Genomic DNA, 24,572 nt, shown 5'->3' on the forward strand with positions numbered 1-24,572 from the left:
CCCGAGCGCCATCGAAAAAGGCCGGGCGTCCCGAAAGACGCCCGGCCCCTTCTCGCGTGGCGGACAGCAGGGAGGACTTATTCCGCCACCACTTCCAGAACGTTGTCCCCGTAGGGGTCCTGCACGGTCTTGTGGATGTGGAGCAGGTACACCCAGCGGCGCACGGCCCCGATGATGACCAGGGCCATGAGAAAGAGCACCAGCCCGGCCATGAAGGACAGCAGGTACAACTGCTTCGGCAGATAGATGGTGGTGATCTGCAAGAAGCCGGCATAGGCGGTGGTGCACACCAGGGCGAATCCGGGCACCGCGGTGAGCCAGGCGTAGCGGGCGTTGCCCATGCGGATGATCATGGTGGTGCCGATGATGAGGCCCACGGCGGCCAGCAACTGGTTGCTCATGCCGAACAGGGGCCAGATGGTGCCGATGTTGCCCGTGTAGACCAGATAGCCCCAGGCGTAGGTGAAAAGAAACGACGTGATGATGACGCCCGGCCACCAGCGCTTTTCATGGAACTTGGGCGCGACCACGCCGAACATCTCCTGCAGGAAGAACCGGCCCACCCGGGTGCCCGCGTCCACGGCCGTCAGGATGAACACGGCCTCGAACATGATGGCGAAGTGGTACCAATAGTTCATGAGTTCTTCCATGCCGGGCACGGCCGAGAAGATGTAGGCCATGCCCACGGCCAGGGAGACCGCGCCGCCGGTGCGGCCCACCAGGGTGGCTTCGCCCACGGCCTGGGTCAACTGGTCGAGTTCCACCGGGACCATGCCCAAGGCGGCGTAGGCGGTCGGCGAGGCGTTAATCGCGAAGTAGTCGGCCGGAATCATCACGCAGGCAGCGATCAGGGCCATGATGGCCACGAATCCCTCGGTGAGCATGGCGCCGTAGCCCACGAAGAGCAGGTTGCCCTCGTTGTCGAGCATCTTGGGCGTGGTGCCGGTGGCGATGATGGCGTGAAAGCCCGAGATGGCCCCGCAGGCGATGGTGATGAACAGGAAGGGGAACAGGGGGCCGCCGATGATGGGACCGCCGCCGCCGGCGAACTGCACGGCGGGCATGCGCAGGTCCGGATGCACCAGCACGATGCCCACGGCCAGAATGCCGATGGTGCCGATCTTGAGGTAGGTGGAAAGGTAGTCGCGCGGACACAACAGCAGCCACACCGGCAGCACCGAAGCGAAAAAGCCGTAGACTGGAATGATGATGGAGATGGACTTTTCGCTCAGGTCGAGCCCGTCGTACAGCCAGGGCACGGCGTCGAGGTGTCGGCCGGCTATGATGCACACGGCCAGCAGGGACACGCCGATGATGGTGGCCCCGCGCACGTCGCCGGGCCGCCAGAACTGCAGGTACAGGCCCATGAGGATGGCGATGGGCATGGTGGAAAGCACGGTGAAGGTGGACCAGGGACTGTGCTGCATGGCCTTGACGCAGGCGATGGACAGCCCGGCCAGGGTGAGGATGAGAATGAAGAGCACGGCGAACGAGGCCACGCCGCCGGTGAACTTGTCCACTTCGCGGGTGACGATGTAGGCTAGGCTTTGTCCCTTGTGGCGCACCGAGGCGAAGAGCACCACGGTGTCGTGCACGGCTCCGGCCAGCACGCAGCCCGCGAGAATCCACAGCGCGCCCGGCGCGTAGCCCCACTGGGCGGCCAGCACCGGGCCGATGAGCGGTCCGGCCGCGGCGATGGCCGCGAAGTGGTGGCCGAAGAGCACATACTTGTTGGTTTCCACGTAGTCGACCCCGTCGGCCATTTTCTTGGCCGGCGTCAGGCGCGATTCCTTGACGCCGAGCACCGTCTTGGCCAGGAACAGGCCGTAAAACCTGTAGGCTATGGCGAAGATGCACAGTGAGGCGAACACAAGGGTCAAGGCGTTCATACAGTCCTCCTGGGGGAATGATGGAACCGCTATAGCGTCTTTGTCCTTTTTTTCGCAACAACCGGCGCGAAAAGGGCAATCCGGGGCGTCAACGGACGATTCGGCCCCCTGAACGGAGCGCGGCGCAGCCTGTCCGGGCGTTGCCCGGGCCGCCGGCGACCCCGGCTCTTCGACTTTCCCGCCCTTTCCGATCGGGCGGGGGAGGCGGGAGGGTTTACTGGGGAATCCGCAGGGAAATGCTGGTGCCCGCGCCGGGGGCGCTCTCCACCAGAAGGCCGTAATCCGGGCCGTAGAGTTGCACCAGGCGCTGGTTGGAGTTTCTGGCGCCCACGCCTTCGGTGAGCGATTCGAGCTCTACGGCCCGGGTGATGGCCTTGACCTGGGAGGAGTCCATCCCCGCGCCGTCGTCGTGGATGTTCACCAGGAGATGCCCGCCGTCGCGCCTGGCCGAGAGCTTGACCACTCCGCCCTCGGGTTTGGCCAGGATGCCGTGGCGCACGGCGTTTTCCACCAGGGGTTGGATGATGAGCGGCGGGGCCAGGCAATCCAGGGCGTCCTCGGCCAGGTCGATCTCGGCGGTGATGCGCGCGCCGAAGCGGGCCTGTTCGATGGCCAGGTAGGCCCGGGTCTGTTCGATCTCGTCCGAGAGCCGGATGAGCCCCCGGCTGGAGTCCAGGTTGCGGCGCATGTAGCGCGACAGGTCGAGCAGCAGTTCGCGGGCCTGGGCCGGGGCGGTGCGGCAGAAACTCGCGATGGTGTTGAGCGAGTTGAACAGGAAGTGGGGGTTGATCTGGGCCTGGAGCCGTCTGATTTCGGCATGGGCCAGGAGCTGGTTCTTGATGCCGATGTCTTCGAGTTCGAGCTGGGTGGAAAAAAGGTCCGCCAGGCCCTTGGCCAGCTCGAAGAGGGTCTCGTCCAGGGGGCGGCGCCGGGTGCCGTAGAGTTTGAGGCAGCCCAGGATGGACTTGCCCTTGCGCAGCGGCACGATGATGGCCTCGGTCAGGGGACAGTCCGACCGGGAACAGGCGATGTCGTCCTTGCCCCGCACAAAGGAGGCCTCTCCGGTGGAGAGGGCCCGCCTGGTGGCCTGGGTGAGCACCCGGCCGCCGCTTCTGTGGTGGTCGCTTCCGGCTCCGACGTGGGCCAGGATGAACATGCCGCTGGTCACGGCCACGGCCGAGACCTGGGTTTCCTTGAGGATGATGTCCGCCGTGGCCTTGGCCGAGGCTTCGGTCAGTCCCGAGCGCAGGTGCCCCACGGTCTGGTTGGCTATGGAAAGGATCTGGCGGGCCAGGTCGCGGTTCTGGGCCTGGCGAAAGCTGGTCTGGAGGTCCAGAGCCTTGACGAAAAGGGCCGCGCCCAGGGAATTGAACACAATCATGGGCAGGGCGATGACCCGCACCAGGGCCAGGGCTTCGGGAAAGGGCCGGGAAAAAAAGAGCACCAGGGCCTGATGCACGGTCTCCCCGGCCAGGCACAGGACCAGGGCCAGTCGCCAATCCAGACTGTTTCCGCCGCGCCAGCGCGAAACCAGCCCCGCCGCGGTGCCTTCCAGCAGGGTGGCCAAGCCGCAGGGCAGGGCCGAGAAACCGCCGATGTCGATGAGGTAGCGGTGTCCGCCGGCGATCAGCCCCACGCCGAAGCCCACCAGGGGGCCGCCGAAGAGTCCGGCCGTGACCACCACCATGCCTCGCAGGTTGGCGAAGGATTTGAACACCGCGTTGCCCGTGTAGGTGCCCAGCACGCCGAACAGTCCGAACATGGCCACCAACAGGGCCGAAGCCCACCAGGGACGGTCGCGCCGAGGCCCCAGCTTGTCGATGGAGGTGAGGGTCATGATGGCGAAACCGCCGGCCAACAGGAGGCCGAACCGTTGCGACAGGGTGAGGAACAACTCGGGGACTTCGGGGCTGAGCAGATCGTTCATATGCCGAGTCTGGCCTTGAACTCGCGCACCCTGTTGCGGCTCACCGTCACTTCGGTGCGCGCGGCGTCGGCCATGACCACGAAGTATTTGCCCCCGATCCAGGGGGAAAACTCGACGATGCGCTCCAGGTTGATGAGCTGGGCCCGGTTGGCCTGAAAAAACGACAGCCCCTCCAGGCGCTCGGCGGCCTTGGCCAGGGAGGCCAGGCCGTGGCAGGGCACGCGGTCGGTGTCGGTCACGGCCATCACGTGTTTGTCCTCGGCTTCGAGCAGCACCACCGTGGACGTGTCCACGAGCCCGATGCGTCCGCCGTGGTCCACGGCCAGACGTTCCAGGGGGCGGGGGCCTCCGTGTCCGGCCGAGGCGAGCAGGCGCTCCAGGGCCTGGCTGATCCGGGGGGCCTGGGGGGCGGCCAGGAGCTTTCGCACCCGCTCCAGACTTTTGGCCAACCGGTCCGGCGACACGGGTTTGAGCAGATAGTCCACGGCGTTTTCTTCGAAGGCCCGGATGGCGTGACGATCATAAGCCGTGACAAAGACGAAAAGTGGCGGCCGGGGCAGGGCCTGGGCGCTGGCCAGGACGTGAAAGCCGTCCTGGCCGGGCATTTGTATGTCCTGAAAGACCATGTCCACACCGCCCCGGGCGATGCGTTCCAGGGCTTCGTCGGCCGTGGCGGCCTGCTCGGCCCGGATGTCGGGGTGGGCCTCAAGAAGGTAGGCCAGTTCGTCGCGGGCCGGGGCTTCGTCGTCCACGATGAGCGCGTCAAGGGTCAGGTAGGCCATGGGTTTCGGCTAGCGCCGAACCGGACACCTGTAAAGGGGCAAAGCGCCGTCTGTCGCGCCTGGGGAACGCATTGGCGCGCGACCGATCCGCACACTTTGTTTCCTCCGAAAAAATCCCGAGGGAAATGGTTCCCGTGGGGGAAAAAAGAGTCTATCCCTTTCCCGCTTTCCTGTGCGTTTCCCCGGAAACGTTTGGCGACAAACGCCGCTTGCGATCCGCCTTGCCCAATCCCGCCAGGACGACTACAGGGCATGGGAAGACGGTCGGGAGCTCTTTCATGGCAAGACTCGGACCCAAATCCATCGTGTCCCTCTACGCCCTGGTCGGGGCCTTGTGGGTTTTGTGCTCCGACCAACTGGCCGGCATGCTCTTTTCCGCGTCCCCGAAACTGTACGCCGAGGTGAGTATCCTCAAGGGATGGGCCTTCGTGGCCGTGACCTCGGCCATGCTCTACGACCTGCTCAGACGCTACGACATCTGGCGCGAGGAACAGCAACAGGCCCTGAGCGAGAGCCAGGAGCGCTTCCGCATCCTGGTGGAAAACGCCCCCGAAGCCATCGTGGTCTTCGATATGGACACCGAACGGTTCGTTGAAGCCAACCCCGTGGCCCTGACAATGCTCGCCTGCCCCAGGGACGAACTGCTCGCCTCTGCGCCGGGACGCTTCGATTCGATCCTGGAATCGCAAGATCCGGCCGAACGGGAGCGGGTCCAAATGGTTTTTTCCCGGGTGTTCGCCGGGGAATCCGTCCTGCTCGAACGTCCCTTGCGCCGCGCCGACGGCAAGCGGTTCCGGGGCGAACTGCGTCTTTCCCACCTCCCGCAAAAGGGGCGTCGCCTGGTGCGCGCCAGTTGTCTGGACATCACCGAGCGCAGCACGGCCCAGGAGAAGCTGCAAGCCGCCCTGGAAGAAAAATCCGCCCTGCTGCGCGAGATTCACCACCGGGTGAAAAACAACCTTCAGATCGTCATCAGCCTCGTGCATCTGCAAAACGCCTCCGGCAAGACGAGCCAGGCCTGCGCCGACCGCCTGGCCGGACGCATCCGCTCCATGGCGCTGGTGCATGACCAACTGTATGGGTCGCGGAACCTGGCCGCCATCGACATGGGGCGTTACCTGCACAGCCTGGCCCTGTCCGTGGCCCAGGTGCATCAGGGGCGCGCCACCCCCAGCCTGCGTTTCGACCTGGCCAGTCAGGATCTCGACATCGCCCGGGCCGTGCCCTTCGCCCTGCTGGCCAACGAACTGCTGTCCAACGCCTTCAATCACGCCTTTCCCCCGGATTCTCCGGGAATCATCCAGGTGGAGCTGCACGTCGAAAACGGCCGCCTGCGCCTGGCCGTGATCGACGACGGCCGGGGCATGGACCCCGGTCCGGACCTGAAACGCGCCGAAAGCATGGGCTTTGTGCTGGTGCGCGAGCTGGCCGGACAGCTCGGGGCCACGGTGAGCGCCGACACCAGCCACGGCTGCCGGTTCGAGGTGGAGTTTCCGTTGTAGGGCGGGGAACGAGAACCTTCTTTTTCCCTAAATAGCCTTCGATGGGGGCAACTTTTCCTGACCGTGGTGTTCTGTCGGGTGTTTTGCACCAGACATTTTCAACCAAGGCGGAAAGTCCCCATGCATGGTCCCCATTGCCGTACACAACTCAAAAGCCTGCGTAACGACGGGACAAACGGTATGGGCCGGCGACGTCATCGGCCACACCGGCACGGGTGCCTTTTTCGTCGAAAACATCATCCAGGCAACTCCGAATCGCCGTCACGCCTTCCTCGGACGAATACGTCGTCTCCTGCCCGTCGTCGAACTTCCCGCCCCACGGGTGGCCCTGGTGTTCGATCAAGCCCGGGGGCGAGTCCTGGCTGTTCTGCGACATGTTCGCCTACCGGTGACCGGGCGCGAGCGTTGCCCTTCTTCCCCCCTGGCCTTGCCGGGGGGACATCGTGTATGGAAGTCTGGCTTGGCCGGGCCTCGTGGCGACCCCCCTTGTGCGGGGTCTTTCGCCCAGGCCGGCGCGGCGGATAGTTGAAATGCCCCGCCTCGAACCGGCCAAAGTCCCACCCGCGCCAGGCGGAGCACACATCCATGTTCGAGCGACTCAGGCAACGCGCCAAGACCGCGCATCACGCCCACAGCGCGCCCCTCTATAGCGGGTCCGAAACCTCGGGCTCGCCCCGGGTGACCATGCTGCGCTACGACTCCACCGGCTCGGAACTGATCGCTCCGGTCCATGCGCCCGACTGCGTCGGCTACGCCGACAGCTCCCGCGTCACCTGGGTGGACGTGGCCGGCCTGGCCGACGCGGGGTTCATGGCCAAGGTGGGCGAGACCTTTCACATCCATCCCCTGGTGCTCGAAGACATCGTCCATACCACCCAGCGGCCCAAGCTCGACGAACTCGACGACGCCATCTTCGTGGTGGCCAGGCTTTTGCGCTACGACGACAAGACCCGGCGCATCGAGGACGAGCAGGTCAGCTTTCTTCTGGGGAAAAACTACCTGCTCAGTTTTCGCGAACGCCAGGGCGAAGGCCTGTTCGACGCGGTGCGCCGGCGCATCCAGTCCCAGAAGGGCCGGGCCTGGAAGCTGGGACCGGACTTTTTGCTCTATGTGCTGCTCGACTCCGTGGTGGACAACTACTTTCTGGCCCTGGAGCGCATGGGCGACGAAATCGAGGACGTGGAAGAGATGCTGCTCACCGCGCCCAAGCCGGTCGAATTGCAACGCATCCACGACCTGCGCCGCGAGGCCCTGTTTTTGCGCAAGTTCGTCTGGCCGCTGCGCGAGGTGCTCTCCGGCCTGGAAAAGGGCGGAAGCGACCTGATCGCCGATGGCACCATCTTCTACCTGCGCGACCTCTACGACCACACCATACAGGTCATGGACACCATCGAGACCTTTCGCGACATGCTTTCAGGCATGCTCGACCTCTATCTCTCCAACATCAGCCTGAAGATGAACGAGGTCATGAAGGTGCTCACCATGTTTTCGACCCTGTTCATCCCCCTGACCTTTCTGGCCGGGGTCTACGGCATGAACTTCAAGAACATGCCCGAGCTGGAATGGCACGACGGCTATTTCATGCTGCTTGGGTTCATGGTCGCCATCGCCGGCGGCATGCTGCTGTTTTTCCGCCGCAAGGGCTGGATCGGCAGAAACGACGATTCCGAGGAGGATTCCCAATGACCACCCGCTCCACCCACCGTTCCACGCGCCGGCGCCCCGGGGATTCCCCCCGCCAGCCGGCGATGCTGCGTATCGACGCCTGGATCGCCCTGATCGCCATGGCCTGCTACATTTATCTCTTGAGCTAGGGGGCCGTTGAAAAAGTCGATTCTTGCAGCCCGTTGAAAAATCACAGCTGGCCGCGTCGCTCCAAAAAACGCAAACCATCCCAACGGATGAGGACCACGCATCGCGCCTGACTTTTTGGACTCCGTGCCGGCACGTATTTGCAGCAGGCTGTAAGACTCGCCTCTGAAACGCCCCTCCAGGGGCCTTCCGGGAGAGTTCCTGGGGGATTTCGGGAAACAACAAATCGGACGCGGCGTCCGGGCGGAAAGGCAATCCAAGAGGTCGAACGGCGTTTTGGCGCAAGGACGGCGAAACGGAGGGACGCGGCGCGGTCTGGACGTTCGCCTGCCCGCCGGCGCGATGGCCCGCACATCCCGCGTCGAGGAGGCTGACCATGCACGGATGGTTTCGGTTCGCGTGGTCGACGGCCCTGGCGCTGGGCCTGGTCGTCTGTCTTCAGGGCCCGGCCCAGGCCAAGTTCTTCTCGGCCGACAAGCTGCTTCAGGAGCTTGATAGCGCCGACGGCCCGCGCAATTCCCTGGCCCGGGGGTACATTTTGGGCGTGTATGATTCGTTCGAGGGAACGCTGTACGCCCAGCACCAATACCTGACCCCGGACGATCTCATCTTGATCGTGGAAAAGTCCCTGCGCCAGAACCGGGAATACGGAGCCTATTCGGCCCAGGTCGCCATCATGCGCGCGCTGGAGGATCACTTCGGCAAGGAGAGTCGGCAGCGCCAGGCGGCGGGGCAGTCGGCCGGGTCGCCTCCCCGGTCCGGGGACCCCTTGGCCGGTCGCATCCGCCAATAGCCTGCGCCCTTGCGGGCAGCGGCCTTCGCTTTGCTTCCAGCCGGGCGGCTATCGGACGTCTTGCGGGCTGGCCCCGCTCGAACCGGGCGGGGGCGTGACCAGCACCTTGTCGATGCGCAAGCCGTCCATGTCCACCACTTCGAACCGGCAGCCGGCGTAGTCCAGGTGGTCGGCTTCCTTGGGCGGGCGACCCAGGCGGTGCATGAGGAAGCCCGACAGGAGCTTAACGTGGCCCACGGCTTCGCCCTCCGGCGTTTCCAGGCCGAGGCGCTCGAACAGTTCGTCCAGGGGGATGCTCGCGTCCGCCAGCCAGGAGCCGTCCTCGCGTCGCACCAGGCTCGGGCCGTCCGAGGCGTCTTCCTGAATGTGTCCGACCAGGGCTTCCAGCACGTCCTTGAGGGTGGCCAGTCCCTGGAGGCTGCCGTACTCGTCGTACACCAGGGCCATGGGCGCGCCGGAGGCGCGAAACATCTCCAACAGGGCCGGGGCGCGCACGGTTTCGGGCACGTACAACGGCTGGACCATGAGCTCCCTGATGCCGGCGAGCCCCTTGGGGGAACGGAAGAGATCCTTCACCCGAATCACCCCGAGCACGTCCGAAAGCGACTCCCGGCACACCGGATAGCAGGAATGAGGCGTGCGGCGTACGGTTTCGGCCAGGGTTCGGGGATCGTCTTCGATGTCGAGCCATTCCACCTGGGTGCGGTGGGTCATCATGGCCGAAACGCTGCGGTCGGAAAAGCGCAGCACCCGGCGGATGCGCTCCTGTTCGCCCTGTTCCAGGGTTCCGCTTTGTTGGGCGTCGTCCACCAGAGCCAGGATGTCCTCGTCGGAAACCCTCTGGGACGCGCGCGGGTCAACGCCCAGAATGCGGCCAAGTCCCGAAACGGTCCAGGCGAGCAGGGCCACCACGGGCAGAAAGAGGCGCTCCATCAGGCGCAGCACGGGAGCGATGGCCAAGGCCGACCGGTTGGGGTGCGCGATGGCGATCTGTTTGGGCAGCAGTTCGCCAAACACCAGCGTGACCAGGGTGATGGCCGTGACCACGGCGGCCATTCCCAGACCTTCGGCCCAGGAAAGCGGCAGGCCGGCCCGGACCAAATTGGCCGTGAGCAGGCCGGAAAGGGTGGCCCCGCTGTACACGCCGGTCAGTATGCCGATGCCTGTAATACCCACCTGCACGGACGAAAGCAGTTTTTCCGGCTGTTCGGCCAGATTGAGCGCCAACCTGGCCCGGCGGTTGCCGGAACGGGCCTGCTTGCGCAACAGGTGCTTTTTTGATGTGAGTATGGAAAGCTCCGCCATGGCGAACACGCCGTTGGCGGCGATAAGGGCCGAGACGACCACGATTTCCCAGACTATTTCGTTCACGACATTTTTGGCGGCGCTACCTCGGGAGCTTTTCGCAAACGGATTTCACGACCGGCCCCTGGCCGGCCGAAAAGCGAAAAGCTCCTCGGGTTTGGTTCAGGCCCTTTTGGCCGCGCTTCTGGCTTTGAGGAATTCCAGCAGTCCCGGCAGGATAGACACGAAGACGATCACGTAGATCACCACGCTGAAATAGCGTTTCACCCAGGGCAGGTTGCCGATGAAAAAGCCCAGGGCCAGAAACGTGCCGATCCAGAACATGCCGCCGCACACCGAATAGGTCAGGAAGCGGGCGTAGCTCATCTTGCCGATGCCGGCCACGAATGGGGCGAAGGTGCGGATGATGGGCATGAACCGGGCGATCACGATGGTCGCGCCGCCGTGTTTTTCGTAGAATTCGTGGGTGCGTTCCAGGTGTTTCTTGTTGAGGAAGCGGCTGTCCTCGCGGGAAAAGACCGCCGGCCCCACAATGCGGCCTATCCAGTAGTTGGTGTTGTCGCCCAGAACCGCCCCGCAGGCCAGCAGGCCGAACACGAGAAACGGGTCGAGCAGCCCCACCCCGCACAACGCCCCCAGGGTGAACAAAAGCGAATCGCCCGGCAGAAACGGCGTCACCACCAGGCCGGTCTCGCAAAAAATGATGCAGAACAGCACCAGATACGTCCAGACGCCGTAGTTTTCGATGATCATGTGCAAAGCCTGATCCACGTGACCAAGCATCCAAACGAGAGTGGACAACAATTCCATCATGCGGGAAACCTCACGGGGAGTGGATGGCCCGACACGGGGCCGCTCGGAAAATACGGGCACAACCTCCCCCGCGCAAGGAAAATTACGCGGGCAGGGCGGGGGGATGCGGGGGAGGAAGAGCCGGGGGGAGGAAACCCCTTTTGTGAACAAAAGGGGTTTCCTCCCCCCCAGACCTCCCTCCTTCCTTAAAAAACTTTATGTTGTTGGCGTGTTATGTTGCTAAGGAGTAAAGTGACGGACCGGGGTGGCGTGAGGAACAACCGGACACGGTCGGCTTGTGTGCACAGCGACCCCACCCCGGAAAAAGTTTTTGGGGGGATGGGGGTTTGGGGGAAGGAACCTTTTGTGAACAAAAGGTTCCTTCCCCCAATTCTTTTTCTCTACCCGACTACTCTTCCCCTTCTTCAGGGCGATTGATGATGAGCTGTTTGCCGTTGCCCGGATCGAACTGGTAGCGGGCGGTCTTTTCCCAATAGTATTTGCCGCCGACCTGCTTGATGGTCCAGAAGTCGAAGTCGTAGTCTTCCCGGCGGTCGGCCTTGTCGTTGAGGGCCAGCCAGCCGGTGGCGCCGTAGGTGTGTTCGGCGGTATCAATGAGGGCCTTTTTGAGCGAGGCGGTGTCCGTGGGGCCGGAAGCGGCGGCCAGGGCGCACAGCCAGGCGGCGTCGTAGGCGGCCAGGCTTTGGGTGTCGACAAAGGCCGAGATTTTTTGTTCCAGGCGTTTTTCCAGGTCGGAATAGGTCTTGGTGCCGGTTTCCCCGTAGCGGGCGAAGGCGATGCGCACTTGGGCGGCGAATTTGGCGACTTCCGGGTCTTGGATCACCGCGCCGCGCAGGGCGGAGTCGTCTCCGCCGTACCATTTGGCCTCACTCAGGCCGCCGATCTTGGCCGCCTCGCGCAGGATGGTGGCGGTCTGCCCGCCGCGGGCGACCACCACGATGGCCAGGTGCTTTTTGTTCTTGACGTTCTTGTCGATCTGGGCCTTCAGGTCGGCCACGTATTTGGCGAACTGCGTTTCGTTGGGACGAAACCGCGTACCGGGTATGACCTGCCCGCCCAGGTTGGCGAACTGGCCCTTGATGTGGGTGACGAGTTCGTCGCCGTACATGTCGCCCACCCAGATGGGAATGATTTCCGTGGCGCCTTCCTGGTTGGCCAGCACGGCCAGGGCTTCGGCCTGAAAGGCGTCCGAGGGGGCCAGGCGCAGCAGGTTGCCGGCGACCCGCTTGGACAGGTAGGGGCCGGCGCTCGTGGGCGACAGGAGGATCACGCCGTTTTTGCCCGAATAGTCGAGCACGGCGTCCACTTCGTCGTCGCTGAGCGGTCCCACCACCATTTGCACGCCGTTGGCGTGCAGGGCCTTGAGTCGCTCCAGGGCCTTGGCCGGAACGCCCTCGGTGTTTTCCACCTGCAGGCTCACCCGGTCGTTGGACCCGACGGAGCTGAAGTACGCGTTCAGGTCTTCGGCGGCCATTTCCAGGGCGGCCTTGGCGCTTTGCCCCTGGGAGGCCATGGCCCCGGAAAGCGGCAGCAGCGCGCCCACGGTTATCTGGGAGCCGTGGCCCTTGCCGCGCGCGGTCGCGGTCGCCTGGGCTTTTTCGGCGCGGGTCTTGCCCTTGGTGGCGGCGGGTTGGGGTTTGGCCGCGGGAGCGGGAGCCGGGTCCGCGGCGGCGGGCTCGGTCTGAGCGGCGGGTTGGGCCTGGGCGGCGGGCTGGGCCGGTTCGGCCGCGCTGTCTTCAAGGGGCATGACCATGCCGGCCTTGGGCGATGTCTTGGCTGCCGGGGCGCGGCGCATGTGTTTCTTGGCGGCCGGCTGTTCGGCCTGGGGTTGGGGCTCGGCTTCCTGGGCCAGGGCGTTCAACTGGGGAACGGCCAGGAACACGGTCAGAAGCGCGAGGGTCAGCAGGGTGTTGCGAAAAAAGTGTGGACGATGAAGGTGCATCCAGGTCCTCCGTGAGGGTTCAAGATAGGCGTGTGCCCAGGTAGTCGAGCACGAAGAAATAGACGTCCATGGGGCAGACGTTTTCGTCGACGGGTTCAAGATGGGGAAAGTCGGTTTCGGCGGCCTTGGAAAGCGCCTCGTAGACGCCCACCATATGGCCAGGGCCAAAGATTTCGACCACCAGGCGTTCGAGTTCGCGCAGGTCTTCGGGCGCGTGTTTGGAGAGCGCCACCGTGGGGGTCGGCCCCAGGTCGATGTCGAAGTGGTCGAGGTATCGCGAAGCCAGGGTGCGCATGCGTGCTGGTCCTTTCAGGCGTATAGCCCGGTCCCGATAAAAAATGAACAGGAAAAAACCGGTCCGGCTATTTGCCGATGCAAAACCGCGAAAAAATGGAGTCGAGCACGTCCTGGCTGGTGATTTCCCCGGTGATGGCCGCCAGGTTCTGGCAGGCGCTTTCCAGGCGCACGCCCAGAAGGTCCGGGGGCAGGCCGGAGCGGGTTTCCTGGAGCAGGGCGTCGAGTTCGCGTCCGGCCTCTTCGAGCAGGGCCGCTTCGCGGGCGTTGGGTGCGGGTTGGTCGTCCCCCGGCAGGTCCCGCCCGGCCAGCAGGCGGGCGCGCATGCGCTCGGTCAGCGCGTCCAGGCCCTGGCCGGTGCGCGACGAGACCGCCACGGTTTCGATTCCCAGTCCGGCCAGGGCCTGGGCGGGGTCGCGCCGGGCGCGGGGCAGGTCGGCCTTGCTCACCACGCCGAGCGTCCGGGCGGGGTCCAGGGACAGGGGGCCGTCCTCGCCGCTCAACCCGTGGTCGGGAAAGTCCAGGGAGCCGTCCGCCACCACCAGAACCAGGTCGGCCTCGTCCATGAGTTTTCGGCTCATGGCCACGCCGCTTCGCTCCACGGCGTCCGAAGCGACGCGCAGACCCGCCGTGTCGGCCAGACGCACGGGCAGGCCGGAAAGATCCAGGCGTTCTTCGAGAAAGTCGCGGGTGGTGCCGGGCTGGTGACTGACGATGGCCCGCTCCCGGCCGAGCAGGGCGTTCAAGAGGCTCGACTTGCCCGCGTTGACCGGTCCGGCCAGCACGGCGAGCATGCCCTCGCGAAAGGGCTTGGCCTGACGATGGGTGCGGGCCAGTTCGTCCACGCGTTTGGCCACGGATTCCACTTCGGCGGCAAAGGCTTCGGGGTCCAGGCATTCCACGTCGTCTTCGGGAAAGTCCACGGCTAGACAGACGTTTTGTCGAAGCGACTCCAGCCTGGCGCGAAGGTCGCGCACCCGCCGGCCCATAAGGCCTTCCAGTCGGGTAAGCGCCAGGGCGGCCTCCTGCCGGGTGGCGCTGGCGGCCAATTCGGCCACGGCCTGGGCCTGGGTCAGGTCCAGCTTGCCGGCCAGGAAGGCCCGGCGGGTGAACTCGCCGGCCCGGGCCGGTCGGGCTCCCAGGGCGAAACAGGCGGCCAGGGCGGCTTCCAGCACCGCCGGGGACCCGTGGCAGTGCAGTTCGAAGGTGTCTTCGCCGGTGTAGGAGTTCGGGCCGGGCATGAACACGGCCAAAACGTCGTCCAGAGGGCGGTCGTCCGCGTCCACCAGGGTTCCGTGGTGGAGCACCGAGGGGCGAAACCCGGCGAAGTCCGGCCGGGCGGAGCGAAAGAGCCGGATGGCCAGGGTCTGGCTGTCCGCTCCGCTCACGCGCACCACGCCCACGCCGCCGAACCCCGGCGGGGTGGCGATGGCGGCGATGGTGTCGGAATGGGCGCTCATCGGGGGCCTCGGGCGAAGGCGGGCCCGGACGGGGAGCGGCCGGCGCGCGCGGCGCTTTGAGCCCGGGGAGGGACAGTCCTGAACGCAACGGGCATGACGAAACCTATTTCGAGGTGTGCTCGAACACGCCGTTCCAGCCTTCGGCCGGCGGATTGGCCCGCAGCGTGCGGCAGCGTTCGATGTACAGGCTGTAAAGTTCGGAGCCGGTTTCGGCTTCCAGGACTTCGAGGAGGGTCAAGGCCTCCTGGAAGCGGCCTCCCCGGTAGTCGGCCAGGGCTTGGCTCCAGCGCGTCAATTCGTCGGCCATGGCATCGGCGCGCGACAGGGGGTAGACCGTGTGGATGGTCACGGGCTCGTGTTTGCCCTTGACCAGCACGCGGTCGACCTCCTGGTACAGGAAGCCGTCGCCCGCGCCGCGTTTCATGGAGTCGGTCACCAGGAGCTTCTGGTGGTAGTACTTGGTGAGCCCTTCCAGCCGGGAGCACAGATTCACGTTGTCGCCGATGAGGGTGTAATCGAACAGGTCCAGGGAGCCGAAGTTGCCCACGCGCACCGGCCCGACGTTCAGACCGATGCCGACGCGGATCTCGAACCCGTAGTGCTCGCGAAAGCCCACGTTGAGCCGGTCGAGTTCGTCCAGCATGGCGAGCGCGGTGGACACGGCCAGCCGGGGGTGGTCCGGCACGTCGAGCGGGGCGTTCCAGAAGGCCATGATGGCGTCGCCGATGAACTTGTCCAGGGTGCCGGAGTTGGCGATGATGAGCCGGGTCATGGGGGTCAGGTACGCGTGCAGCAGGGCCACCACCTGGCTGGGGGTCAGCTTTTCGGAGATGGTGGTGAACCCGCGCACGTCGCAAAACAGGATGCTCACTTCCTTTTCTTCGCCGGTCAGGGTGAGCTTGTCCGGTTCGGACACGATTTCATCCACCACCTTGGGCGACAGGTAGTGGGAGAACGCGCTTTGGATGAAGCGTTTCTGGCGTTCTTCGCGAATGAACTTGATGAAGGTAAGCAGGGTGAAGTTCGCGCCGAGCACCAAGAGGGGACTGAGCGGCGAGATGTAGAGGTCCTGGTGGTTGAGGGCCTCCTGCGAGCCCATCCAGATGGCGGCTCCGGCGAGCAGGCTGGCCACGCCGACCCACACCGAACGGGTGAGGATGAGCATGATCGTCACCCCCAGGCCGAGAACCAGGACCAACGCGCATTCGAGCACCCACGACTCCACGGGGTGGCGCAGGTAGCGCCCGGAAAGGATCATGTCCGCGATGGTGGTGTGAGCTTCCACGCCCACGAAGGACTGGTCCATGGGCGTGGCCCGGATGTCTTCCAGACCGCGCACTGAGGTGCCGATGAACACGATCTTGCCGGCCAGCGCTTCGGGCGGGATCTTGCCCTCGATAATGTCCACGGCCGAATAATAGGGGTAGGTCTTGGCCGGACCGCGAAAGTCGAGCAGCATCCTGCCGTTCTTGTCCAGGGGGATGACCCGCTTGCCGTAGGGGCCCAGGTCGAGTTGCAGGGTGTTGTCCTGGAGGCCGTATTCGTCGCGCTCCACGCGCAGGATCGCCGTCTTGTCGCCGAAGGCCCGCATGAGGGTGGCCACGGCCAGGCTGGGATAGGCGGTCCCTTTCCAGGCGATGACCAGCGGCACCCAGCGCACGATGTTGTCGTGGTCCGGGAAGGAGTTGAAAAAGCCCGCCCATTTGGCCGCCTGAACGAGTTCCGGCAGGGGGCACACCACCGAAAGCGCCTGGTTGATGCGCGGCTCCACCCCCACGGCCGAGGCCGAGCGGCTTATGGCCACCCGGGCCGGGGGCAGGGCGCAGGCTTTGGCCTCCGGGCCCATGACGTTGTCTTCCGGCCTGAAGGTGAAGAAATAGCCCAGCACGTTGGGGCCCTGGGCCAGGGTGTTGGCCAGCAACTGGTCGTTGTCGCGCAAGCCGGGATTTAATCCCGCGAAGTCCATGTCCTGGCCGAGAAATTTCTTGAGTTGCGTCTTGATGCGTTCGGGAGAGGTCTGATCCGGTTCGGAAAAGACGATATCCATGCCCACGGCGGCCACGCCGTACTGCTTGAGCCGTCCCAGCAGGTAGCCCACCATGTAGCGTGGCCAGGGCCACTGACCGACCTTGGCCAGGCTTTTCTCGTCCAGGTCCACCACCACGGGCAGCTCGCCCACGGGCGGATGCGGCCTGGCCAGCAACAGGGTGTCGTAGACCTTGTAATCGAGAAACGTGAGCCAACTGGGCGGGTCGTAGTGCAGATACGTGGCCAGCAGGGTCAGGGCCAAGCCCGGCAGGAAAAGCGCCAGCCACCCTTTGGCCCAGGTGGAGAGAAACTTGAAACGCGATGTCTTGTCGCTGGTGCTGGTCACGGAGCCGCCCTTTTATTTCTCGCCCGACTCGGCTACAATTGAGATTATGGCGAATATGCCCGCGCAGGACGCCTTTTTGTTCCACGAAGCCGACGACGCCCGCCCTGATTCGCCCGGCGCATCCGGCGGCGAGCGCTCGCGTTTTGTGTCATGGCTCACTCCGGAGTGCAAGATGAGCCTGGCCGCCGCGGTGGCGGGCTACCTGTTGTGTCTGTGGCAGGCCATGTGCGTGTCCTGGCCCCTGCCCCACCTGGGTCTGGTCCGGGGGTTCGACGAACCGGCCTGGCGCGGCCCCCGGGCCGAGGAAATTTTCGAGCAGAGGCGCGCCATGCTGGCCACGCTCGCCGCCGCGCCCCGGCGGGTCGGCGAGGTGCGCCACAAAATCCACAGCCACGTGGTGCGCCACGCGGTGGATTTCGACGACTTTCATCCCGACGACCCGGACGCCTGGGCCAAGGTGGCCCAGGTCCGGCTCTGGGGCAAGTCCCGCGCGGTGACCAGGCCTTCGCCCACCTACACCCTGGTCAGCCTTCTGCCCGCGCCCAGGCCGGACGGCAGGCCCCGCTTCACGGCTCCGCCCGGAGCGCTGGCGGCCAGGTTCGAATCCGGCCCGGACGGCGTGGCCGCCGTGGGACACACCCGGGGAGGCGGGACCAGCTACGGGGCGTTCCAGATCGCTGCGGGCACGCCGACCTTCAACAACTTTCTGCGCTTTCTCGAAGCACGCGCGCCGGACTGGCAGGCCAGGCTCAAAAAACAGGGGCCGGCCGACACCGGCTCCACCGCCGGAGACATGCCCGAAGAGTGGCGGCGCATCGCCCAGGAGGATCCCCGCCGCTTCGAACGCCTGCAATACGAGTTTATTTTGAACACCCACTACCGGCCGGCCGTGGCCGACATCTACGAAGAGACCGGCGTGGACATTTCGGCCCTGTCGCCGGCCACCCGCGAGGTGCTCTGGAGCGCCGTGGTGCAGCATGGCGCGGGCGGCGGAGCCGGCATTTTCGTGGCCGCCATCAATGTGCTCAAGAACCGGGTGGTGGACGAAAAACGTCTGTCCCTGTTCGAGCAGGCCCTTATCGAGGAAGTCTACGCCTGCCGGATCAAGTCCTTCGGGGGCAATCCCCGCACCATGCGCTCGGCCATGACCTCGCGCTACATGCGGGAAAAACGCCAGGCCCTGGGCATTCTGGAACGCCACTGCGATTCCGGCTCCTGAGCGATCCGCACGACTCGCCGTTTGGACTCCGGTTCACCCCGCTTTTTTCTTTCTGGGCCGGGGCGACGCCGGTTTCCTGCGTCCGGGCCTGGACCGGGACGCGCCCCCGACACCGTCTTTTTCGCCGACGGAGGAGGAGTCCCGCGATGCGGCGGACCTTCCGGGAGAGGCCGAAGCGCCTGTCCGGCCGGCCTTGCGCCCGGATTCGCGCCGGGCTTTGCCCCCGGTCGAGGTTTTGCGCGGCGGCCTGGCGCGCAAGGTCTTGCCTACCGGGCGTCCCTGGAGCGGTTCGTCGCCGGAAAGCGTGAGATTCACCTCCAGCCTGGACAGGCTGACCTCCGCCAGGGTCACTTCCACCCGCTGGCCCAGGGCGAACCGTCGGCCCGTGCGCTGGCCCAAGAGCATTTGACGCTCGGGAAACAGGGCGTAGTAGTCGTCGGTCAGGGTGGAGAGGCGCACCAAGCCTTCGGCCATCACCTCGGTCAGTTCCACCCAGAAGCCGAAATCCGCCAGGGAGTTGATCACGCCGGTGAAGTCGCGACCAACCTTGTCGCGCAGGAAAAGCACCGTGAGGCGCTTGTGGATTTCGCGCTCGGCCTCCATGGCCACGCGTTCGCGGCGGCTGATGGCCTCGCATACGGACTGGGTGCGCTTTGCCGCGGGGCCGTCGGGTTGCCCGGCCAGAACCCGCTTGAGCGCCCGGTGGACCATGAGGTCGGCGTAGCGGCGAATGGGCGAGGTGAAGTGGCAATAGCAGGGCGACGCCAAACCGAAGTGCCCTTCGTTTCGCACCGAGTAGCTGGCCTGCATCATGGTGCGCAACAGGAGCCGGTTGACCAGAAATTCCAGGTCCGTGCCGGCGCAGCGGGTCAAGAGGTCGCGAAGGCCCTGGGGGCCGGGCTTGACCGGCAGGCTGGAGGCCATATCCGTGGTGGTGAGCAATTCGAACAGGGCTTCGAGCTTGCCCGGATCGGGCTCGGGATGCACCCGGTAGGGAAAGGTGGCGCCGGCCTCGGTCAGCCGTCGGGCCACGGCCTCGTTGGCCGCGATCATGAATTCCTCGATGATCTGATGCACAAAGTGGCGCTGGCGGGGACGTATGTCCGCGATCTGGCCGCCGGGCTCGAAGAGGGCCACGGGCTCGGGCAAGTCGAAGTCCAGGCTGCCGCGTTCGTCGCGTCGGGCCTTTATGGCCCGGGCCAGCTTTTCGGCCGTTTCCAGCATGGGCAGAACCGGCGCCAGGTCGCGTCGGACCTCCTCGTCGCCTTCCAGAAGTCCCTGGTTCACCTGGTCGTAGGTCAGGCGGGCCTTGCTTTCGATCACGGCCGTGGAAAACCGGCACTGGCCGGGCAGTCCCCGGGCGTCGTAGTCCATTTCCGCCACCATGGCCAGGCGGGGCACGCGCGGGTTCAGGCTGCACAGTCCGTTGGAGAGCGCCTCGGGAAACATGGGCTCCACGGAGCGCGGGAAATAAAAGGAGTTGCCGCGTTCCTGGGCTTCGCGGTCCAGGGGCGAACCCTCGGGCACGTAGTGGGACACGTCCGCGATGGCCACGCGCAGCAGGTAGCCCCGACCCGTGGCTTCCACCTGGATGGCGTCGTCGAAGTCGCGGGCCGTTTCGCCGTCGATGGTGACGAAATCCAGGGCGCGCAGGTCCTGACGGCCGGCGAAGTCGGCCTCGCCCGGAACCTGGGGCAGGTCTCCGGCCTGGTCCAGGGCGGCCTGGGGGAACGGGCCGGGCACATCGTGGTTGAGTTTGACCAGGCGCTCCTGCACGTCGGCGTCGCCTTCGTCGCCCAGGCGTTCCAGGAGTTCGCCGGAAAACAGGCCCTGGTCCAGGCGGTCGCCGGCCTTGACCGTGACCACGTCGCCCACGGCCAGGTCCTGGCCGGATTCGGGCTCCACCAGGAAGGCGTGGCGGTGGCGGGGGTCGCTCGGACGGCAAAGGAAGAGCCGGTCCGACAGGCGGCGCTCCACCCGACAGGCGGCCACCAGGCTGCCACGTTCGAGAATGCGGGCCACCCGGCCTTCCTGGGTCTTGCCCCGCTGGCGGGTCAGGGCCACGGCCACCCGGTCGCCGTGCCAGGCCTCGCCCAGGTCCCGGGGATGGATGAACACGTCCTTGCGGCGTTTGTCGTCGCACAGGAGGTAGCCCACTCCCGAACGGCGCAGGTCGAGCACGCCGGTGATGAGATGCATGCTCTCGGCCAGGCCAAACGCGCCCTTCAGGCGAATGAGGCGGCCGGCCTCGGCCAGGCCTTCCAGGAGGTCTTGCACCTGGCCGCGATGAACCTTGGCCAAGCCCAGGCCCTTGAGCACGTCCCTGGCGGTGAGGGGTTTGCCCCGGTCCTTGAAGAGCTTGAGCACATGGGCCTGGTCCAGAGGGTGGGCGTGTCCGGCCTTGGACTGGCGTTTGTTTTTTTTCGCCACGAGGGCATCCTTGTTTCGTCGTATGCAAGCCCTTTAGCCCTCCCGGGCCGGTCCCACAAGGCCGCGCCCCCTGTGGTAGGGCAGTGACAGGGACGGGAAGCTTTTGTAGAAGAGGGGCGCAAGCGTCCGGCATCGGCCGCTCGCGAAACGCCAACGGAGTGATGGGCCATGACCGATGGATACGAACTCATCGGCGAAATCCTCTATGGGCACGACCTGTCCTTTGAGGAAGTCAGCGATCTGGAGACCGTACTCTGTGACCAACTGGAGGCCTCCCTCGAAGAGCTGGAGCCTTCGTTTCTCGACATCAAGCCCATGGGTGACGACCTGAGCTTCACCAGCAGCGTGAGCGCCTGCCTGCCGGGAGACTTGCGTCAGGCCTGCGAGCAGCTCGCCGAACGCATGCCCCCAGGCGCCAAGGGACGGCTGGTGGCCGTAGCCCGGGACTTCGGGCCGGTGTATGTTTGGCTCTTCACCGTCATGGGAGTGGAAGAGGTCGACTGCCTGGGCCAGGGGTAGCCTCGCGCGCCCGGACCGTTCGGGACCAGGCTTTCCCGGCAGGCCAGACGCCCACGCGTGGCCGGGCGGCGTCTTTTTGAGCCCGGCATTCGGTTGAGCCCCCGGGGGGCTTGACCAATGCGTGCGTTGCGGGCAAGCCCAAAAGGCCGCCGTACGGGCGGCGCAATCGTCAGCTCCTGAGGAATCCATGGTCTTCCCCCGCCGTCTCCGCTTCGTCGCCTCATGCCTGGCCTTGAGCTTCTTGCTCGGGGCGTGCACGTTTCAGCAGAAAAGGCCCGAAATTACCTTCGAGCCCAAGGTCGATTGGGGTGTTTCGAAAAAGCCCTTTGACGACCTGAAAGTTCTGAAACAGGACACATCCGCCTATACCGACAAGCTCAAGTCCGAAATCACGCTGCTGTCGCGCCAAGCGGCCACCGTGCGCAGCGAAACCTACGGCAAGCGGTTTTTCAACGCCTGGCGATGCTCCAGCCCGAGCTACGCCATGAGCAGCGCCAGGCGGTCGCTTTCGGCCTACGCCAAGCGACCGGGGTACGACGTTTCCGGCTCGCCCCATTCGTCGGGTTGGGTGGCGGGTCTTGCTGCCAACGCCAACCTGCGCCGGGCCAACACCAATCGTCCGGCCATTCTGGTGGCCAACTCCAACCTGCGCGCCCTGCCCACCCGGGAGGGGCGTTTCGGCCCTCCCGGAACGCCAGGACAGGGATACCCGTTCGACATCTTTCAGGTTTCCGCCCTGTGGCTCGGCATGCCCGTCTACGTGGACCACGTGAGCCGCGACGGGGCCTGGGCCCTGGTGGAAACGGCCATCGCCCCGGGGTGGGTGCCCACCTCCGACCTGGCCTATGTGGACGACGCCTTCATGAACGACTACATGCGCCGTCCCTTTGCCGCCGTCATCAAGGAAAACGCGGCGTTCGACGCGGGCGGACACGAAGTGCGCCTGGGCGTGGGCGCGGTGCTTCCCGTGGAGGACACCGACGGCGTGCGGCTCAAGCTCGGGATTCCCACGTCCGGGCCCGGAGGCATGGCGACGCTTTCGCCTGTGTGGGCCATGTGGGACCAGGCCGTGCTCATGCCCCTTTTGGCCACGCCGGCCAACGTCGCCCGCCTGGCCAACCAGATGATGGGCCAGGCCTACGGTTGGGGCGGCCTGGACGGCAAGCGCGACTGCTCGGCCATGACCCGCGACCTGATGGCTCCCTTTGGCGTGTGGCTGCCGCGCAATTCCTCGGCGCAGGCCAAGTCCGGGGCGTTCGTGTCCCTGGAGGGCCTGAGTCCGCAGGAAAAGGAGCAAACCATCCTGCGCGTGGGCGTGCCCTTCGCCACCCTGGTCTGGCTGCCCGGACACATCATGCTCTATGTCGGGCAGTATCAGGGACATCCGGTGGTGTTTCACAACATGTGGGGCATGCGCACCCTGGAAGCAAACGGCAGGGAAGGCCGCAAGGTGGTGGGCAAGGCCGTGGTGACCACGTTGCGCCTGGGCGAGATTTTTCCCGAAGTGGGACCGGACCGCATCATTCTCAACCGGGTGCGGGGCATCTCCACCGTGTTGACCGCTCCGGCCGAAGGCGAGGCGGGAACCGGCGGGGCCTTCTGCGTGGACCCCGGGTCGGGCGATCAGTAGAAGCGTTCCAGCGCGATGCCGAGCGGGCGGGGGTCCAGGCACTCCTCGATGTTCAAGCTGCCCGGCCCTTCCTTGGGCAGGTCGGACAGGGTGACGATCTTGGGCAGGCAGGGCTTGAGCTTGGGGGTGTAGATGACCTTCACCGTGGGGCGGGCCGGTGCGGCGGCGTTTGCGTCCACCACCAGGGCATAGCTGCGGTCCGAAAGGCGCACGAAGGATGACGGCGGGTACACCCCGAAGCACTGCACGAAGCGTTCGAGCAGGCCTGGGTGGAAGTTCTCGTTGCGCCAGGCGAACATGGCCTTGAGGGCTTCGTTGGGCGTTTTGGCCTTGTGATAGACCCGGTCGCTGGTCAGGGCGTCGAAGATGTCCACAATGGTGATGATGCGCGAGAAGGGATCGGCCTTGTCCGCGGTCATGTGGTGGTAGCCCTTCCCGTCATAGCGCTCGTGGTGGTTCAGCACGCCGAGCAGAATGTCTTGCGTCATGCCGGCCTGGCCCTTGAGCAGTTCATAGCCCAGGTCGCAGTGCCGCTTCATGATCTCGAACTCCCGTTCCGAGAGCCGTCCGGGCTTGTTGAGCACGTTGAGGGAAATTCGGAATTTGCCCACGTCGTGGTAAAGACCGGCCACCCCCAGGCGATGCAGTTCGTCCTCGCCCAGCCCCAGGTGTCGGCCGAAGATCAGGCTCAAAAGCGACACGTTCAGGCAGTGGCGCAGGGTGTAGTCGTCGTGTCGGTGCAGCTTGGCCAGCAGGGTCATGCCGCCGGTGTCGCCTTTCACGCCTTCGATCAGTGCGTCCACCGTTTCTCCGGAATGGCTCGTGTCCACGCCGTAGCCCTGGCGCACCCGCTGCATGACGTCGCTCACGTAGGAGAGGCATTTGGTGTACAGCAGGGTGCTGGCCGGAGCGACAGTCAGGCTCTGGCGGCTGGCGGCCGGCGTCGGCTCGGAGGCGGGAGACGCGGGCAGCAGCTTCTCCGTGTCCACCACGACCTTTTCCACGCCCTCGGCTTTCAGGGCCTTGATCCGTTCCGTGTCGAAGACGAACGCGCGGACGCTGCACAAGGGGTCGGCGAACGTGCCCGCGCCGTAGCTTTCCACGTACATGCCCACTTTGAGTTCGTTCAGGGGAATTTCTTTGAGCATACGGTCGTGCTTCTGCCTAAGAAGGAAATATTTGTTTCAATATACCACAAACGATGGAATTGAAAACCCCCTCGACAGGGTCGTGTTTCGATGAAGAATTACAGGAAAGTAAATTTCAAGGAGAGGTCCGCGGCCAAGCGAAGCGGACGGACCACATGGCCGCGCGGCGGGGAAGGCGGCTACTGCTTGAGGGTGGCCCCTTCGCTGGCGAAAAAGACGTACTGGCCGGAGATGTTTCCGCCCCCGTGCTGTCCGGTCGGAGTCTTGGGAGGTTTGGAGGCCACGAACATGCTTCGATAGCCGAAGCTCACGAACAGCTTCTGGCCCGGCAGGGTCTTGCATTTAAGAAAAAAGTCGAAGGGGATGCCGGTCTGGCCCAGCCGCCGGGGAAGGTAGGATTTCTGGTCTTTGGCCAGGACCTTGCCCTCGTCGTCGCTCAAGTAGACCACGATACTCAAGGTCTCCACGGCGTCGGCCCAGGGAGGAAGGTTTTCCCGCAGGGGAAAGGCTTGGCCTTTGACGCCGTATTGTTCGCTCAGGGGAATGCCCTGGTATTCGAAACGGAAAAACTTGGTCGCGATTTGCTGTTTGCCTTCGCTCCAAGGGGTACGGCGCAGATGGCCTGTATGCAGGGTGGCGCACCCTCCAACAAGCAACGCGAGCAGGAGAATCACTCCCAAGCGGCGTTTGAGGGCGAACGAAGAGCGGTCGCTCAAGGGTGGCATATTCGGTG

The 24,572-nt window shown here is 65.2% G+C and carries 20 protein-coding genes; 7 read left to right on the forward strand and 13 right to left on the reverse strand.

Features of this window, described 5'->3' with window-relative positions; all coding sequences use genetic code 11:
- Positions 1-77 precede the first annotated feature (77 nt).
- The 3 genes from ACYQ01_RS14455 to ACYQ01_RS14465 form a co-directional block, all read right to left on the reverse strand.
- Positions 78-1,889 (reverse strand): carbon starvation CstA family protein, encoded by a 1,812-nt coding sequence (locus tag ACYQ01_RS14455; protein WP_459934563.1) that lies wholly within the window; start codon positions 1,887-1,889, stop codon positions 78-80.
- A 214-nt stretch (positions 1,890-2,103) separates the two neighbouring features.
- Positions 2,104-3,816: a LytS/YhcK type 5TM receptor domain-containing protein gene (locus ACYQ01_RS14460; RefSeq protein ID WP_459934564.1), complete on the reverse strand. Its 1,713-nt coding sequence runs from the start codon at positions 3,814-3,816 to the stop codon at positions 2,104-2,106.
- Positions 3,813-4,589 (reverse strand): LytR/AlgR family response regulator transcription factor, encoded by a 777-nt coding sequence (locus ACYQ01_RS14465; protein ID WP_459934858.1) that lies wholly within the window; start codon positions 4,587-4,589, stop codon positions 3,813-3,815. Before ACYQ01_RS14465 ends, ACYQ01_RS14460 begins: the two co-directional genes overlap by 4 nt.
- 287 nt (positions 4,590-4,876) lie before the next feature.
- Between ACYQ01_RS14465 and ACYQ01_RS14470 the strand changes: the two genes are divergently transcribed.
- Complete coding sequence (locus ACYQ01_RS14470; RefSeq protein WP_459934565.1) at positions 4,877-6,100, forward strand: sensor histidine kinase; 1,224 nt, start codon at positions 4,877-4,879, stop codon at positions 6,098-6,100.
- A gap of 148 nt (positions 6,101-6,248) precedes the next feature.
- Here ACYQ01_RS14470 and ACYQ01_RS14475 read toward each other — a convergent pair whose 3' ends face one another.
- Positions 6,249-6,476 carry a hypothetical protein gene (locus tag ACYQ01_RS14475; protein WP_459934566.1) on the reverse strand — a complete coding sequence of 76 codons (228 nt, stop codon included), beginning with the start codon at positions 6,474-6,476 and terminating at the stop codon, positions 6,249-6,251.
- 209 nt (positions 6,477-6,685) lie between these two features.
- Here ACYQ01_RS14475 and corA point away from each other — a divergent pair, with 209 nt between their 5' ends.
- From corA to ACYQ01_RS14490, 3 genes are all read left to right on the forward strand, one after another.
- Complete coding sequence (gene corA, locus ACYQ01_RS14480; protein WP_459934567.1) at positions 6,686-7,786, forward strand: magnesium/cobalt transporter CorA; 1,101 nt, start codon at positions 6,686-6,688, stop codon at positions 7,784-7,786.
- The gene (locus ACYQ01_RS14485) at positions 7,783-7,914 is read left to right on the forward strand and encodes a hypothetical protein (RefSeq protein ID WP_459934568.1); all 132 of its coding nucleotides are present in this window, start codon (positions 7,783-7,785) and stop codon (positions 7,912-7,914) included. Before corA ends, ACYQ01_RS14485 begins: the two co-directional genes overlap by 4 nt.
- Positions 7,915-8,288: 374 nt before the next feature.
- Positions 8,289-8,705: a Rap1a/Tai family immunity protein gene (locus ACYQ01_RS14490; RefSeq protein WP_459934569.1), complete on the forward strand. Its 417-nt coding sequence runs from the start codon at positions 8,289-8,291 to the stop codon at positions 8,703-8,705.
- Between the two features lie 48 nt (positions 8,706-8,753).
- Here ACYQ01_RS14490 and ACYQ01_RS14495 read toward each other — a convergent pair whose 3' ends face one another.
- From ACYQ01_RS14495 to ACYQ01_RS14520, 6 genes are all read right to left on the reverse strand, one after another.
- A complete protein-coding gene (locus tag ACYQ01_RS14495) occupies positions 8,754-10,076 on the reverse strand; it encodes a hemolysin family protein (protein WP_459934570.1) in 1,323 nt (440 codons plus the stop codon).
- 96 nt (positions 10,077-10,172) lie between these two features.
- Complete coding sequence (locus ACYQ01_RS14500; protein ID WP_459934571.1) at positions 10,173-10,823, reverse strand: DedA family protein; 651 nt, start codon at positions 10,821-10,823, stop codon at positions 10,173-10,175.
- 388 nt (positions 10,824-11,211) lie between these two features.
- On the reverse strand, positions 11,212-12,765 hold the full coding sequence (locus tag ACYQ01_RS14505) for an ABC transporter substrate-binding protein (RefSeq protein WP_459934572.1): 1,554 nt from the start codon (positions 12,763-12,765) through the stop codon (positions 11,212-11,214).
- A gap of 19 nt (positions 12,766-12,784) precedes the next feature.
- Positions 12,785-13,060, reverse strand: a complete 276-nt coding sequence (locus ACYQ01_RS14510; protein WP_459934573.1) for a hypothetical protein — start codon at positions 13,058-13,060, stop codon at positions 12,785-12,787.
- 67 nt (positions 13,061-13,127) lie between these two features.
- A complete protein-coding gene (mnmE, locus tag ACYQ01_RS14515) occupies positions 13,128-14,519 on the reverse strand; it encodes a tRNA uridine-5-carboxymethylaminomethyl(34) synthesis GTPase MnmE (protein ID WP_459934574.1) in 1,392 nt (463 codons plus the stop codon).
- A gap of 103 nt (positions 14,520-14,622) precedes the next feature.
- A complete protein-coding gene (locus ACYQ01_RS14520) occupies positions 14,623-16,893 on the reverse strand; it encodes a CHASE2 domain-containing protein (RefSeq protein WP_459934575.1) in 2,271 nt (756 codons plus the stop codon).
- On the opposite strand from ACYQ01_RS14520, the gene ACYQ01_RS14525 reads away from it, so the two are divergent.
- Complete coding sequence (locus ACYQ01_RS14525; RefSeq protein WP_459934576.1) at positions 16,859-18,112, forward strand: VgrG-related protein; 1,254 nt, start codon at positions 16,859-16,861, stop codon at positions 18,110-18,112. The genes ACYQ01_RS14520 and ACYQ01_RS14525 overlap by 35 nt on opposite strands.
- Before the next feature lie 33 nt (positions 18,113-18,145).
- Here ACYQ01_RS14525 and rnr read toward each other — a convergent pair whose 3' ends face one another.
- On the reverse strand, positions 18,146-20,542 hold the full coding sequence (gene rnr / locus ACYQ01_RS14530) for a ribonuclease R (protein ID WP_459934577.1): 2,397 nt from the start codon (positions 20,540-20,542) through the stop codon (positions 18,146-18,148).
- A 168-nt stretch (positions 20,543-20,710) separates the two neighbouring features.
- Here rnr and ACYQ01_RS14535 point away from each other — a divergent pair, with 168 nt between their 5' ends.
- Complete coding sequence (locus ACYQ01_RS14535) at positions 20,711-21,061, forward strand: hypothetical protein (RefSeq protein ID WP_459934578.1); 351 nt, start codon at positions 20,711-20,713, stop codon at positions 21,059-21,061.
- A 187-nt stretch (positions 21,062-21,248) separates the two neighbouring features.
- Positions 21,249-22,691 carry an SH3 domain-containing protein gene (locus tag ACYQ01_RS14540; protein WP_459934579.1) on the forward strand — a complete coding sequence of 481 codons (1,443 nt, stop codon included), beginning with the start codon at positions 21,249-21,251 and terminating at the stop codon, positions 22,689-22,691.
- Here ACYQ01_RS14540 and ACYQ01_RS14545 read toward each other — a convergent pair.
- Complete coding sequence (locus ACYQ01_RS14545) at positions 22,685-23,839, reverse strand: HD-GYP domain-containing protein (RefSeq protein WP_459934580.1); 1,155 nt, start codon at positions 23,837-23,839, stop codon at positions 22,685-22,687. The genes ACYQ01_RS14540 and ACYQ01_RS14545 overlap by 7 nt on opposite strands.
- Positions 23,840-24,018: 179 nt before the next feature.
- A complete protein-coding gene (locus ACYQ01_RS14550; protein WP_459934581.1) occupies positions 24,019-24,555 on the reverse strand; it encodes a hypothetical protein in 537 nt (178 codons plus the stop codon).
- Positions 24,556-24,572: the final 17 nt, after the last annotated feature.

Source organism: Fundidesulfovibrio butyratiphilus (genome assembly GCF_054657235.1).

What these genes read in the sequence shown, in the direction of transcription:
- ACYQ01_RS14510 (WP_459934573.1), bottom strand. Translation starts at nt 13,060, where the DNA reads ATGCGCACCCTGGCTTCGCGATACCTCGACCACTTCGACATCGACCTG.
- ACYQ01_RS14475 (WP_459934566.1), bottom strand. Translation starts at nt 6,476, where the DNA reads ATGTCGCAGAACAGCCAGGACTCGCCCCCGGGCTTGATCGAACACCAG.
- ACYQ01_RS14490 (WP_459934569.1), top strand. Translation starts at nt 8,289, where the DNA reads ATGCACGGATGGTTTCGGTTCGCGTGGTCGACGGCCCTGGCGCTGGGC.
- mnmE (WP_459934574.1), bottom strand. Translation starts at nt 14,519, where the DNA reads ATGAGCGCCCATTCCGACACCATCGCCGCCATCGCCACCCCGCCGGGG.
- ACYQ01_RS14470 (WP_459934565.1), top strand. Translation starts at nt 4,877, where the DNA reads ATGGCAAGACTCGGACCCAAATCCATCGTGTCCCTCTACGCCCTGGTC.
- corA (WP_459934567.1), top strand. Translation starts at nt 6,686, where the DNA reads ATGTTCGAGCGACTCAGGCAACGCGCCAAGACCGCGCATCACGCCCAC.
- ACYQ01_RS14535 (WP_459934578.1), top strand. Translation starts at nt 20,711, where the DNA reads ATGACCGATGGATACGAACTCATCGGCGAAATCCTCTATGGGCACGAC.
- ACYQ01_RS14460 (WP_459934564.1), bottom strand. Translation starts at nt 3,816, where the DNA reads ATGAACGATCTGCTCAGCCCCGAAGTCCCCGAGTTGTTCCTCACCCTG.
- ACYQ01_RS14545 (WP_459934580.1), bottom strand. Translation starts at nt 23,839, where the DNA reads ATGCTCAAAGAAATTCCCCTGAACGAACTCAAAGTGGGCATGTACGTG.
- ACYQ01_RS14505 (WP_459934572.1), bottom strand. Translation starts at nt 12,765, where the DNA reads ATGCACCTTCATCGTCCACACTTTTTTCGCAACACCCTGCTGACCCTC.
- ACYQ01_RS14485 (WP_459934568.1), top strand. Translation starts at nt 7,783, where the DNA reads ATGACCACCCGCTCCACCCACCGTTCCACGCGCCGGCGCCCCGGGGAT.
- ACYQ01_RS14540 (WP_459934579.1), top strand. Translation starts at nt 21,249, where the DNA reads ATGGTCTTCCCCCGCCGTCTCCGCTTCGTCGCCTCATGCCTGGCCTTG.
- ACYQ01_RS14500 (WP_459934571.1), bottom strand. Translation starts at nt 10,823, where the DNA reads ATGATGGAATTGTTGTCCACTCTCGTTTGGATGCTTGGTCACGTGGAT.
- ACYQ01_RS14455 (WP_459934563.1), bottom strand. Translation starts at nt 1,889, where the DNA reads ATGAACGCCTTGACCCTTGTGTTCGCCTCACTGTGCATCTTCGCCATA.